Raw genomic sequence first — 13,545 nt, 5'->3', positions numbered from 1 at the left:
GGTCCTGGAAGTAGCTCATGACGCGCTCGGGGTTTTGCTCCAGCATCGCCATGTGATCGTTGGCCGCATCGCGTAGCTTGGCCTTGGTTCGCACCGGCACGCGCTTGCCCATCTCCTGCTTCAAGTCCGCATTGAGCCGCTCCTCTGGGTTGAGCTGTGGGCTGTAGCTGGGCAGGTAGAACAACTCGATCTGGTCCTGCCGCTCAGCCACCCAAGCCTTCACCAGCTTGCTGTGGTGGACCCGCAGGTTGTCCAGAATCAGAAAGACTTTTTTACCCGCGTCCTTGATCAAAGCTTGTAGGAATTCGATGAGCTTCTCAGCATCGAAAGCCTCGTCAATGATCATCCACCGCGTCTTGCCCTGGTTGGTCACCGTGGCAATCATGGAGAGCTTTTGACGGGTGCCGCCCACGGCCATGGCCACCGGTGTTTTGCCCGCTGGCGCGAAGCTCCTGCCGCGCACATCGGTGTTGACCAAGGCCGTCTCGTCGCCCCAGTGAATCTCGGCCCCCTCGGCCCTGGCGCGCTGCTCAATGCCGGGGTACTCGCCCTCCAACCAAGCCTGCACGGCAGCAGGGCTTTGCTCGTAAGCGCGCTTGATGGGCTTTTGCGGTGTGAAGCCCCAGCGGGTGAGGTACTTGCCGATGCTGCGCACTTGCAGCTTGATGCCAAATTCCTGTTCGATGAGCTGACCCACTGCGGCCCGGCTCCACAAGCTGAAATCCATCTTGAGCTGCTCGGGGCGTTTGTCGATGATCAGGCGCTGGATGGTGTCTTCCTGCGCCTGACCGAGCACCCGGCCATCGCCTCTGGCTCGTCCACGAACAGCGGGACGTATCGCACCCCAGCCGCCAGCGTCAAACAGATCGATAGCCGTTCGCACTGTCGGGTAGCTCAGCCCCGTCATCGTGACGATCTGCATGATCTTGGTGCCTTGTCTGTACAGCCTCACGACCTGTTTGCGCCGTTCGTGAAGTTGCCCCAGTGTCTGACTTCTTGCGCTTTCTTTTTCCATGACACTCTGATCGCGAAAATCAGGCAAAGTTCAGACTTTAACGGGCCTTATCTATAGGGAATCTCTGCAAAACCTCCCAGCTGGCACGCGTTGTGCTGTATGAACGTCATGAAACAAATCAGCCTTGGTGAGACGGGATTCGAGCGCAAGACCAAGCGCACGCGCAAGCGCGAGTTCCTCGACGAGATGAACCTGGTGGTGCCCTGGGCAGAACTGGTGGCGCTGATTGCCCCGCACGCTGCCACGCGCAGCGCCAGAGGCGGACGCCCGCCCTTTGCGGTTGAAACCATGCTGCGCATCCACTTCCTTCAGCAATGGTTCAACCTCTCGGACCCGGCGATGGAAGAGGCGCTCTACGACACACCGATGTTTCGTGAGTTCGTAAAGCTGGACCAGGGTGAAGATAACCTGCCCGATGAGAGCACCATCTTGCGGTTTCGTCACCTGCTCGAAGCTCACGAACTGAGCGTGCAAATCTTGGCCGCGGTCAACGCCATGCTCACCGCCAAAGGCCTGCTGCTCAAGAGCGGCACGGTGGTCGATGCCACATTGATCGCGGCACCGAGTTCGACCAAGAACAGCAGCGGCGAACGTGACCCCGAAATGCACCAGACAAAAAAGGGCAACCAGTGGTACTTCGGGATGAAGGCGCATATCGGCACGGACGCCGAGTCGGGCTTGGTACACACGGTGGTAGGCACGGCGGCCAACGTCAGCGATGTCACGCAGGCGCACGCGCTGGTGCACGGCGAGGAAACCGACGTGTTCGCCGACTCGGGCTACCAGGGCGTGAACAAGCGCGAAGAGACCCAGAGCATGGATATTGATTGGCACGTGGCCATGCGCCCGGGCAAGCGCAAGGCGCTGGACAAGAGCACGCCCATGGGCGCGATCATGGACAAGCTGGAGCAGACCAAGGCCCGCATCCGGGCCATTGGCGAACACCCGTTCCGGGTGGTCAAGCGCCAGTTCGGGCACATCAAGGTCCGCTACCGCGGGCTGAAGAAAAACACGGCGCAGTTGCACACCCTGTTTGCCCTCTCCAATCTGTGGACGGCGCGTCGAACGCTTTTGAGAGCGATGCGGGCATGAGTGCGCCCGCAAAAGGCCCAAGGGCCCAGTGCGGGGGTGAATTCGACCCTGAAACAAGCCGAGTGAGCCGAAAAATGCCGTCATCTGAAATCACGCGCATCAACGCGCGCGAGAACGGGTGTTGTGCAGACCTTCCCTAGGGTTGACCCTTGTTTGCCGTCATTTCTGAACAGAAACGGTTTGAGGAGCCAGTTCCCGAGTTCCGGGTGGCTCGTGGCCATCTGCAGGGGGCGTGTCGGGCAGGGAGTACCCGAGTGTCCGACGGGGGTGGCTGGCGCACATGTTGCAGCCCGTGAAAATTCATCTCCGTGCACGACGTGCTCAACAAACGGGGTGAGCTTTGACAAGGCCTGAGCGATGGAGCAGCGGTTCAGCAGCTGAATAAGCGCACGCAGAATTTCAGGCACCCCCGATCTCCCCCTCGCGTTGGTGGGCGCTGCAAACAAGCCTGGCTCCAGACCAGTGCCACAAGGCATTTCAGGAAACTACTGGCCCTTCTGTGGACCGCGTCGTTGCCGCGGACCAGTTGAGGGCCATGTCAGCTTGTGCCCCCGTGTTCGGCCATCAGATCCGGTGAACCCCAGAGCCTCGGTGTTTACCCTTGAGTTGGGCGAACGGCGTCGGAAAGGATCGATTTTGCTTTGACGAACGAGGGTCAAATTAGTACACTTTTAAAAAAAGTGACTCGGTATTTTCCGAGATCGTCATCGTCCTGCCTCTTGAGGACTGTGCCATGGAGACAAAAATGCACGCTGCATCCTTGACTTTCACGATGGTTCTGGGTCTGTCCTTGTTGGCCGCTGGTCTGTGGCATTTCTCAGAGACCGAGACCCCTCAGAACATTCAGGTCGACCACACGCACGCACACGTTCCTTCGCACTCGGGTGATTTGTGGGTGGTGATCTCTTCAGGATTCCGTTAAGTCCGAGAGTGATTGCGGGGTGGCACTCGCCTCTCGCGTTTCACCGTCGTGATGGGTCGCGTGGTTGAGCCTGTCGCATCCTGAAACCGTGAAGCTGCCAAACATCGACCATCGAGGTCAATGTGTGCGCTTCGGAAGCCTGTTCTCAGAACAGGACGGATTCCAGCCTTTTGCCCAATTCCCTCAGTGATTCTCCAAGTACCCTGATCCGTGCCTCGGTGTCGCCGTGCTGGCTGCGGATCATGACCGCCGAAACCGTGTAGGCGATGTTCTGAGCGGAGTCGCAGACTGGCGCTGCGATGGCCAACACGCCTTCGGAAAAATACCCATCGTCTACAGCCCATCCGCAGTGTTGGGCTAGATGAACCTGGTCGAGGTACTCTTCGAACGAAAGTGGGCGTGCCCATCGAATGCCGGCAAACTCTGCACGCAGATCATCTTCCGACAGGTTCATCTGTCCAATGAAAAGCCGGCCGCTGGCACCCATCAGGATGGGGAGTCGTTGACCGATCGGCATGTAGATGTGCAGATCCGTGGGACTGGATTCGGAACTGACCAGCACGATCCTGTCATTGCCCAAGCGACGCCAGAGCGTGACGGTGATGCCGCGTTCGATGGCGAGTTCGCGCATGAATGGCAGCGCCAACTGCACGCGTTGCCCCTGCGTCACCAGTTGCTCGGCCAGTCGCGCCAAGCCCAGTCCGGCCGAATACGTTTTCGACAGCGGGTTGAAATCGACCACGTCTTCCGAGACCAGGGTCCGAAGGATGTTGAAGCAGGTACTGGGGTTGATTTCCAGGTGCCTGGCAATGTCTGCTGCTCGTTCTGGTGCCCCTTTGTGCGCGAGGTATCGGAGTATGCCGATGGCGTTGACCACCGGCTTCACGATCACGCCCTGGCCAGGGCTTGCTTTTTTGGGGATATCGACCAAAGTTCGGTCTCTGCCCGGCTTTGCTTTGTCCTCGGTCACTACGGATTCCATGTTGAACAGGGGCGTGTTGAAGGGGTGACAGCTTGAAAGGCGTCAGATAAACGCCACGTCACAGAATCTCTGATCAGGATTGCTGCGACGACCATTCTAAGTGGCGAAATGGATTCTGAATGGAGTCATGAATCATCCCGCGGTAGGGAGCGCTGCCTGTTTTTGATGTGTAGCCGTCTCTGGATCAGATCTTGTGCAGCACCCTGAGATAAGCGTGGGGGTGTCTTCTAGGGAGAACCCTAGGATAAAAAGTGACACATTGCTGAATAATGTGCATATGTTGTCTGTGCAGTCCGGGGTGGACTTGCCGCATTGAAAGGAAAAAATCATGAGTTCGAACGAAAAATCCCCAGTGTTTCGGGTGATTGTTGATCGCAGCCGTTGTTGTGGCTACGGGCTGTGCGCACAGCTCTGCCCTGAGGTGTACAAGCTGGACGAGAACGGTTTGGTGTTTGTCGACTCCGAGATCATCCCTGGGGGGATGGAAGAGGAGGCGAAGGAAGGGGCTGCCGCTTGCCCTGCAGAGGCACTGGTCCTCGAAGAAATTCAGCCTTGACCTCCACAGGACTTCAGCACCGTTGAGGCTCAGGTTTAACAAAAAACCATCTTGGACCAGATCATGTTCATGGACGGGATCTCATGGACCTCTCGCGACATGTCTGGCTGTCGCTGATGGCCCGTGTGCGGGTGCATCGGCTTTTGTCATTCATTTGAAAACATCATCATGGACATCATAGGCATCGGCTACCTGGGCTTCGAGACCACCAAGGTCGATGAGTGGCGAGAGTACGGACCCCAGGTCATGGGCTTCCAGATCGGGCAATCCCCCGCTTCAGATCCGGATTCGCTGTACTTCCGGACGGATGATCGGCGCCACAGGTTTGCCTTCCATCCCGGCAAGATCGACCGTTTGGCCTACATTGGTTGGGAGGCGAAGGGGAAGATCGAGTTCGAGGCCGCTATCGCCCGGTTTCGGGAGCATGGCGTGGAGGTCACCATGGGTGATGCCGCACTGTGTGAACAGCGTGGCGTGAAGGGTGTGTGTCGTTTTCGTGATCCGGTCGGCTACCAGCACGAGATGTTTCATGGCCAGAAATGGATGCCCCGTTCTTTCATACCAGGCCGTCCTCACGGGGGTTTCGTCGCCGGGGTCCGGGGGCTTGGTCATCTGGTGGTGATCACACCGGAATGGCCGCCCGAGCTGCAGGACTTCTTCATCAAGCTCATGGGCTTTCACTACTACGGTCCTGGCGCTGGCAAAGGCCAGACGGCTTTTTACCGCGCCAAGCTGAACAGCTACACCAGCCACGACATTGCGTATGGTTATGGGCCCGGAAAAATGGGCGTCCAGCACGTGGGACTGTTTGTGAGCAGCCTGCGCGATGTCGGTGAAACCTACGACATCGTCAAGCAGCGCGCAATCCCGATGATGATGACGCTCGGCCAGCATTCGCAGGACCCGCATGCCTCCTTCTACCATTTCTCTCCGGGTGGTTTTGCGTTTGAAACCATCACCGAACTGGAGCCCTGGCACGACGATGGTTTTGAGCTCAATCCCGAGAAACTGAGCACTTGGGGACACGAGGTGGTGGGTCCGATTCTTGGCCCGAGCGTACGCACACCCGAAGAGCTCATGGAGCCAGAGCAGCTGGCCCAGTACAAGCAGCGGAATTGAACTGCAACTGGCGCCTTGGGCGCCAGTTCAAGAGGTTCTGCCTCTTTGGCGGTCGGTTCCTCAAGGGCTGTTGCGGTGTCTTCAGACCGATTCTGCAGACGACACCAACAGCAGGCGAGCCACGTTTGCGTGCGCCGGCTGTTCCAGCATGTAGCGAACGGAAGACGCCACATCCAGCGGTTGCAATGCAGGGGTCTGGTCGGCCCGCACCGGTTGACCTGAGGCCCGCAACCGATCAAAGATTTCGGTGTCTGTGGTACCGGGCGCGATGGTGCCCACGCGAACACCGCTGCCCTTGAGCTCAACGCGAAGGGCTGTGCTGAATATCTCCACAGCCTGCTTCAAGCCGGCGTACACCCCCATGGACGAATGGCTCAGGTAGGCACCCACGCTGGACACATTGATGATGGAGCCAGCGGCCTGCTGTTTGAACGCACGCGCGAACACATAGGAGGTCCGCACGACGGCGTCGTAGTTGGTCCGTGTCATCTGCATCAGTCCATCGAGGTCGATGGTCTCCAGCGGGCCACTCACCAGCATGCCTGCGTTGTTGATCAGAATGTCGGCACGGCCGTAGTTTTCATGGGCGGTCTCCAGCAACGCCTGGGCCGTGGCTGGATCGTCAATCTTTGCGCTCAGTGGCACGGCAGGGCCGGACAGCCTGGCGCACAGCGCATGCAAGCGTTGGGCGCGCCGCGCGGTCACCACCAAACGGCAGCCAGCCGCACTGAGTTCGTGGGCAATGGCTTCGCCGATGCCGGACGATGCGCCCGTGATCACGGCCACCTTGCCTGCCAGGGGGCGTGTTTTTTCACTCATGTGAAGACCCCTCAGGCTTGGGTGTCTTGCGTGGGGTAGCGCTGCGCCATGGCGGCGCCAAAGTCCCTTTTGAGGGTGGGGTAGTAAGCGATCTGCCCACCCATGCCGCCTGCGATGTCGATCGATGCCGCGCTGATGAAACTGGCGTAGTCGCTCGACAGGAACAAGGCCATGCCGGCCACATCTTCCGGTTTCCCGAAGCGCCCCAGGGGCACCACCTTCAGGACCATGGCATCGAACTCTTCACGCGGCGTGCCGACCGGCATTTCGCGGTAGTGGCGGTCCCACTGCCCGGTGTCGATCCAGCCCATGTTGAGGGTGTTGACCAGAATATTGTCTTTCGGCAGTGACATGCCCAAGGACTTCGACATCGCGATGCAGCCCGCACGGTTCACCACGGACGGAATGCCATCGGGGGTGATCTGCGTGCCGGCCAGCGCGTTGATTTCGACAATGCGCCCCCAGCGCTGTTTGCGCATGTGGGGAACCACCGCCTGGATGAAGCGGAAGTGGCCCATCTGCAGCACGTTCGCGTGTTCCAGGATCTGCTCGGGCGTGAGTGTGTCCAGGTTGCCGCCACGGCCCTGGCCGGCGTTGTTGATCAACACGTCCACGCCGCCCCAGGCGGCTGCAACCTCATCCACAAAAGCTTTCACGCCAGCGGTGTCGGTGACGTCCACGGCGCGCGCAATGACGGCCTGTGCGGTCGCCGCCAGTTCGGCGCCCACCGCCTCGATGTCGGCCTGTGTGCGGGCGCAGACCGCAACGCGGGCGCCTTCCTGCGCGAAGGCCTTGGCGATGGCGCGGCCAATGCCGCGGGAAGCGCCCGTCACGATGACGCGCTTGTTGCTCAGATCGATGTGCATGTTGTCTCCTGGTTGTGCTGGATGCTTTAATTATTGTAGGCAGAAAACATAAAACTGTTCACATTAATGTTTTCCCGCCGTCAACATTCCGCTGGCGAACGAACGACCCAGGAACTGCTCCAGCGCCGCTGCGCAAGGGCTGAGTGGGGTGCTCGAAGACCAAGCCAGTCCGACTTCCATGACGGGTAGCCGCGCGTCCATGGGGACGGCGTGGATGCGCCGCCCGTCCAGGGACCAGGGTCGGAACACCATGTCTGACAGGATGGTCACCCCCAGATTGAGTGCGACCATCTCCCGCAACGCTTCCATGGAAGAGGTCCGTACGACCTTGCGGGGCGTGTGCCCGGCGTCGGCCCAGTAGCGGAGCGCATTTCGGTCACCTTCATCCACCGTGGGCAGGATGTAGGGGAGCGTCGCCAATTCCTCAAAACTCACGCTGCCACGGCCCGCCAAATCATGGTTCGCGGCCATCCAGAGCTGGCGTCGGGACCGCCCCAGTACCCGGGTTTCCAAGCGCTCGGGCGCTTCCAGGTTGGACAGCAGAACCGCGCCCATGTCCAGCTGTCCACTCACCAGCCTGGCTTCGATGTCCTTGCGCGGCAGCTCCACCAGTGAGAGTTCGATGCGCGGGTAAAGCTCTCGAAAGCGCGCGAGGGCGGGCAACAGGAAGTAGCCCAGGACGGTGTAGGTGGCAGCCAGTTCCAGCCTTCCTTCGAGGTCGCGTCCGCGAAAGGGAAATTGAGCGGCCTCGTTGGCCATGCTCAAGACGGATTCGGCGTGCTGCAGGAAGCTTTGCCCCTGCAGGGTGAGCGTGACGCCCTGCCGCCCTCGCGCCAACAATGCCGTGCCCATGGCATGTTCCAGGTCGGCGATCGCCAGTGTCATGGCCGACTGCGACAGGCCAATTTCGTTGGCGGCCGCCGAGATTTGCCCGCAGCGGGCCACGGCCACAAAGTAGTGCAGCTGGCGCAGCGTGAAGCGGGGCAGGGCGGGAAGGCCGGCAGACATTGGGAAAGCCAATATGTGAAGTTCAAAAATTGAATTCGACTATGCCATTTATTATGAACAAAATATAAATAACTGTACAACTAAATGTGCTGCGCGAGCGGCAGACACCCACGCATGACCCATTCCGTTGCCCTCTCCGACAAATACGAGCTGCCCGCCGGCCGGGTCTACATGAACGGCACGCAAGCGCTGGTTCGCTTGCTGCTGGCGCAGAAGGCCCGAGACGAGGCCGCCGGTCTCAACACAGAAGGCTTTGTCTCCGGCTACCGCGGCTCCCCACTGGGCGCGGTCGATCAAGAACTCTGGAAGAACCGGACGCTGCTGGAACAGCACAAGGTGCGCTTTCAACCCGGGCTGAACGAAGAGCTGGCGGCCACATCGGTCTGGGGCACGCAGATGGTGAGCCTGGATCCGAAGGCGCGGGTCGATGGTGTGTTTGCCCTCTGGTATGGCAAGGGACCGGGCGTGGACCGCAGCGGTGACGTTTTCAAACACGGCAACATCGCGGGCGGTGCCCAACACGGGGGCGTCTTGCTGGTGGCGGGAGACGACCATGCGTGCAAGTCATCCAGCCTGCCGCACCAGAGCGAGCACGCATTCATCGCCGCCATGATCCCGGTGTTGCACCCGTCGGGTGTGAATGAGTTCATCGAATTCGGACTTCACGGTTACGCCATGTCGCGCTATTCGGGGTGCTGGGTGGGCTTCAAAGTGATCAGCGACACGGTCGAGTCTTCGTCGTCTTTCGACATCGACCCGATGTCGGTCGAGATCCAGATTCCCCAGTCCTATCCGATCCCCGCTGACGGTTTTTCGATACGCTGGCCAGACCCTCCGCTGGAGCAGGAGAACCGGCTGCAGCGCGAGCGCCTGTATGCCCTGCTCGAATACGTGCGGCTGAACAAGCTCAACCGCCAAGACTGGGTGGCCCCCGAGGCCCGTCTGGGCATCTGCACCACCGGCAAGAGCTACCTGGATGTGCGCGAGGCCTTGTCGCTGCTTGGCCTGGATGAAGCGGCGGCGCAGGCGCTGGGTCTGCGGTTGCTCAAGATCGGCGTGGTCTGGCCGCTGGAGCCGACCTGCGTGGTCGAGTTCGCGCGGGGTCTCGACGAGATCTTGGTGGTGGAGGAAAAGCGCCAGGTGCTGGAATACCAGATCAAGGAGCACCTCTACAACGAACCCCACCGCCCTCGCGTGGTCGGCAAATACGATGAATCGGGCGAGTGGGTTCAGGTGCCCAGCAGCGGCATTTTGCTGTCGCCCAACGGTGAGCTAACACCCGCTGGTATCGCCGATGTGATGGCCGCACGCATGGCCAAGGTGTTCGGGCATGACGCGCTTCCGGCATCGGTGCAAGGGTGGATCGAGCGCCATGCGGTGGCCACGACCCTGACCAAGGCAGATGCCTCTATGCAACAGCGGCTTCCGTATTTCTGCTCCGGCTGTCCGCACAACACCAGCACCCAGGTGCCCGAGGGCTCGCGTGCGCTCGCGGGCATCGGCTGCCACTACATGTCCATGTGGATGGACCGACGGACGGAGACGTTCAGCCAGATGGGGGGCGAAGGGGTGCCGTGGATCGGGCAGGCGCCCTACACCGACACGCCGCATGTGTTCGCCAACCTGGGCGACGGCACCTACATGCATTCGGGGTCTCTGGCCATCCGGGCCTCGGTGGCCGCCGGAGTGAACATCACATACAAATTGCTGGTCAACGACGCCGTGGCCATGACGGGCGGGCAGCCGGTCGAAGGCGCACCTTCGGTGCCCCAGTTGTTGAGGCAGTTGGCTGCCGAAGGTGTGAAGGAACTGCACCTGGTGAGCGATGAACCCGATCTATTTCAGTCGCTGGACGACTTCCCCCAAGGCGTCAAGGTGTCGCACCGGGACACCATGGATGCGCTGCAGCGGCAGTTGCGCGAAGTCAAAGGGGTGTCGGTGATCGTGTACGCCCAGACCTGTGCGGCCGAGAAGCGGCGTCGGCGCAAGAAGAAGACCTTGGCCGATCCGGCAAGCCGGGTGGTCATCAACGAAGCCGTGTGCGAAGGCTGCGGCGACTGCGGTGTGCAGTCCAACTGTGTCTCCATCCTTCCTCTGGAAACACCGCTGGGCCGGAAACGGCAGATCGACCAGAGCGGCTGCAACAAAGACTTCTCCTGTGTGCGCGGGTTTTGTCCCAGCTTTGTGGTTCTTGAAGGGGCGGAGTTGCGAAAGCCCCAGCGTGAGCGCGTGGTGCCGCCCACCGATCTTCCAGAGCCGGCCTGGCTTGAGCTCGAACGCCCCTGGAACATCCTGGTGGCGGGGGTCGGTGGCACCGGGGTGGTGACCATCGGGGCGCTCATGGGCATGGCGGCGCACCTGGAAGGAAAGGGCGTGCTGGTGCTGGACATGGCGGGCCTGGCGCAGAAGGGCGGGGCGGTGATGTCCCATGTGCGGCTTGCGGCCGATCCGGCCCAACTGCACGCAGCAAGGGTGGCCCGTGGTCAGGCGGATGTGGTGCTCGGCTGCGACCTGATGGTGGCCGCCGCGGGGGATGCCCTCGCGTCCATGGCCGCAGGGCGCACCCATGCGGTGATGAACACCGATGTGGCCCCCACGGGCAGCTTCACCCGCGATCCCGACTGGCAGGCCCCGCCCGAGGCGATGCTGGAGCGTGTCCGTTCGGCGGCGGAGGAGGTCGATGCCTTCGAAGCTTCGCGCCTTGCGGTCGCCCTGATGGGCGACGCGGTGGCCACCAATGTATTCCTGTTGGGCTTTGCCTGGCAAAAGGGCTGGGTTCCGCTGAAGGAGGCTTCGTTGTTGCGCGCCATTGAACTCAACGGCGCCGCTGTGGGCATGAACCGGGCCGCGTTTGCCTGGGGGCGTCAGGCGGCGGTGGATCTGGCGGTGGTGCGCCGCGCAGCGGGGCTGCCCTCCGATGAAAAGGTCATGCTCATGCCGCCGAAGGCGGACACGCTGGCCAAGCTCATGTCAGACCGCACCGAGCGGCTCACCGGCTACCAGAATGCCCGCTATGCCCGGCATTACGTGAAGTTTGTTCAACGGGTTGCCGAGGCCGAAAAAGCCAGCGTGGGCGGGGATCGGCTGGCGCGCGAGGTCGCGGTGAGCCTTTATAAGCTGATGGCCTACAAAGATGAATACGAGGTGGCCCGCTTGCATGCCGACAGCGATTTCCATGCTCGGTTGCAAGAGCGCTTCGAAGGAAATTTCAAGCTCAGCTACTACCTGGCGCCGCCGCTGTTCGCGCGCCGCGATGCCCAAGGTCGCCCGGTGAAACAGCGCTATGGCGCGTGGGTGCAAACGGCTTTTGTCCTGCTGGCCCGCATGCGATTCCTGCGCGGTACCGCTTTCGATCCGTTTGGCTGGACCAAGGAGCGGCGCGAAGAGCGCGCGGCCGTTCAAGACTTTGAAGCGCTGGTGAATGGTCTGCTTCAAGGCCTGGGCCGCGACAACCTTCAAGAGGTGCTGGCGCTCGCCCGCCTGCCTCAGCAGGTGCGGGGCTACGGCCATGTGAAGGCTCGCGAGCACCAGGCGATGCTGAAGAAACTGCCCGAACTCATGACACGCTGGAAAGCGAAAACCGGCCTTCCACAAGCTTGAAGTCGTTCAGAACCCCGTTGCGATCCCATACACAGGAGATACCCATGAAGATCCTCGTCCCCGTCAAACGCGTGGTGGACTACAACGTCAAGGTGCGCGTCAAGAGCGACGGCAGCGGTGTGGACATTGCCAACGTCAAGATGAGCATGAACCCGTTTGACGAGATCGCCGTGGAAGAGGCGGTGCGCCTGAAGGAAAAGGGCGTGGCCACCGAAGTGATCGCCGTGTCTTGCGGCGTGACGCAGTGCCAGGAAACCCTGCGCACGGCCATGGCCATTGGCGCCGACCGCGCCATCCTGGTGGAAACCGCCGAAGAACTGCAGCCACTGGCCGTGGCCAAGCTGCTCAAGGCGCTGATGGACAAAGAACAGCCCGGCCTGGTGATTCTGGGCAAGCAAGCCATTGACGACGACTGCAACCAGACCGGCCAGATGCTGGCGGCGCTGGCTGATTTGCCCCAGGGCACCTTCGCCAGCAAAGTTGAAGTGGTGGACGGCAAAGTGCATGTGACCCGCGAAGTGGACGGCGGCCTGGAAACGCTGGCGCTGAGCCTGCCCGCCATCGTCACCACGGATTTGCGCCTGAACGAGCCGCGCTACGTGACGCTGCCCAACATCATGAAGGCCAAGAAAAAGCAGATGGACATCGTCAAGCCCGAAGACCTGGGTGTGGACGTGAGCCCACGCATCAAGACCCTGACGGTCAGCGAGCCGCCCAAGCGCGGTGCCGGTATCAAGGTGGCCGACGTGGCCGCCCTGGTGGACAAGCTCAAGAACGAAGCTAAAGTGATCTGAGGACCAACAACATGACCGCACTCGTTATTGCCGAACACGACAACGCCGCCGTCAAAGGCGCCACGCTCAACACCGTGACCGCCGCCGCAGCCTGCGGGGGTGACGTGCACGTGCTCATCGCCGGGCACAACGCCGCAGGCGCTGCCGCAGCAGCCGCCCAGATCGCCGGCGTGTCCAAAGTCATCCATGCCGACGCCGAGTACCTGGCCCACGGCCTGGCCGAAAACATGGCCGCTCAGGTGCTGGCCATCGCCGCCAACTACAGCCACATCCTGTTCCCGGCCACGGCCAGCGGCAAAAACATCGCCCCGCGCGTGGCCGCCAAGCTCGACGTGGGCCAGATCAGCGACATCACCAAGGTGATTGCTGCCGACACGTTTGAACGCCCGATTTACGCTGGCAACGCCATGGCCACGGTGCAGAGCCTGGATGCGACCAAGGTCATCACCGTGCGCACCACGGGCTTTGACCCGGCCGCCGCCACCGGTGGCAGCGCCGCCGTGGAAACCGCAGCGGCACAAGCCGACAGCGGCAAGAGCACCTTCCTGGGCAGCGAAATCGCCAAGAGCGACCGCCCCGAACTCACCGCCGCCAAGATCATCGTCAGCGGTGGCCGGGCGCTGGGCAGCGCCGAGAAGTTCAACGAAGTGATGACGCCGCTGGCCGACAAGCTGGGCGCTGCACTGGGCGCCAGCCGCGCTGCCGTGGACGCGGGCTACGCCCCGAACGACTGGCAAGTGGGCCAGACCGGCAAGATCGTGGCGCCGCAGCT

General features: G+C 61.4%; 11 protein-coding genes. 6 read left to right on the top strand and 5 right to left on the bottom strand.

Features of this window, described 5'->3' with window-relative positions:
• The coding region (locus tag AC0GNR_RS18830; RefSeq protein ID WP_472902326.1) for an IS630 family transposase at positions 1–1,015 on the bottom strand (1,015 nt) is incomplete at its 3' end.
• A 108-nt stretch (positions 1,016–1,123) separates the two neighbouring features.
• Here AC0GNR_RS18830 and AC0GNR_RS18825 point away from each other — a divergent pair.
• The gene (locus AC0GNR_RS18825; protein ID WP_472902325.1) at positions 1,124–2,107 is read left to right on the top strand and encodes an IS5 family transposase; all 984 of its coding nucleotides are present in this window, start codon (positions 1,124–1,126) and stop codon (positions 2,105–2,107) included.
• Between the two features lie 1,067 nt (positions 2,108–3,174).
• Here the strand turns inward: AC0GNR_RS18825 and AC0GNR_RS18820 are convergent.
• Positions 3,175–3,999 carry an IclR family transcriptional regulator gene (locus tag AC0GNR_RS18820; protein ID WP_472902324.1) on the bottom strand — a complete coding sequence of 275 codons (825 nt, stop codon included), beginning with the start codon at positions 3,997–3,999 and terminating at the stop codon, positions 3,175–3,177.
• Positions 4,000–4,339: 340 nt separating this feature from the next.
• Between AC0GNR_RS18820 and AC0GNR_RS18815 the strand changes: the two genes are divergently transcribed.
• Complete coding sequence (locus tag AC0GNR_RS18815; RefSeq protein WP_304834682.1) at positions 4,340–4,567, top strand: ferredoxin; 228 nt, start codon at positions 4,340–4,342, stop codon at positions 4,565–4,567.
• Between the two features lie 168 nt (positions 4,568–4,735).
• Positions 4,736–5,686: a VOC family protein gene (locus tag AC0GNR_RS18810; protein WP_305336113.1), complete on the top strand. Its 951-nt coding sequence runs from the start codon at positions 4,736–4,738 to the stop codon at positions 5,684–5,686.
• Between the two features lie 81 nt (positions 5,687–5,767).
• On the opposite strand, the gene AC0GNR_RS18805 is transcribed toward AC0GNR_RS18810, so the two are convergent.
• The 3 genes from AC0GNR_RS18805 to AC0GNR_RS18795 all read right to left on the bottom strand — a co-directional run bounded on the left by AC0GNR_RS18805 (position 5,768) and on the right by AC0GNR_RS18795 (position 8,379).
• Complete coding sequence (locus AC0GNR_RS18805; protein ID WP_304834679.1) at positions 5,768–6,505, bottom strand: SDR family oxidoreductase; 738 nt, start codon at positions 6,503–6,505, stop codon at positions 5,768–5,770.
• An 11-nt stretch (positions 6,506–6,516) separates the two neighbouring features.
• Positions 6,517–7,371 (bottom strand): SDR family oxidoreductase, encoded by an 855-nt coding sequence (locus tag AC0GNR_RS18800; protein ID WP_304834677.1) that lies wholly within the window; start codon positions 7,369–7,371, stop codon positions 6,517–6,519.
• A gap of 63 nt (positions 7,372–7,434) precedes the next feature.
• On the bottom strand, positions 7,435–8,379 hold the full coding sequence (locus AC0GNR_RS18795) for a LysR family transcriptional regulator (RefSeq protein ID WP_304834675.1): 945 nt from the start codon (positions 8,377–8,379) through the stop codon (positions 7,435–7,437).
• A 114-nt stretch (positions 8,380–8,493) separates the two neighbouring features.
• Between AC0GNR_RS18795 and AC0GNR_RS18790 the strand changes: the two genes are divergently transcribed.
• From AC0GNR_RS18790 to AC0GNR_RS18780, 3 genes are all read left to right on the top strand, one after another.
• Positions 8,494–11,979, top strand: coding sequence for an indolepyruvate ferredoxin oxidoreductase family protein (locus AC0GNR_RS18790; RefSeq protein WP_305336114.1), 3,486 nt, complete (start codon positions 8,494–8,496; stop codon positions 11,977–11,979).
• A 44-nt stretch (positions 11,980–12,023) separates the two neighbouring features.
• Positions 12,024–12,773 carry an electron transfer flavoprotein subunit beta/FixA family protein gene (locus tag AC0GNR_RS18785; protein ID WP_472902152.1) on the top strand — a complete coding sequence of 250 codons (750 nt, stop codon included), beginning with the start codon at positions 12,024–12,026 and terminating at the stop codon, positions 12,771–12,773.
• An 11-nt stretch (positions 12,774–12,784) separates the two neighbouring features.
• On the top strand, positions 12,785–13,545 hold a 761-nt coding region (locus AC0GNR_RS18780), incomplete at its 3' end, for an electron transfer flavoprotein subunit alpha/FixB family protein (RefSeq protein WP_472902153.1).

It is taken from the genome of Hydrogenophaga sp. LT287 (assembly GCF_055702805.1).
Note: the sequence above shows the minus strand (reverse complement) of the source record. Positions and strands in the feature narration are given on the sequence as shown.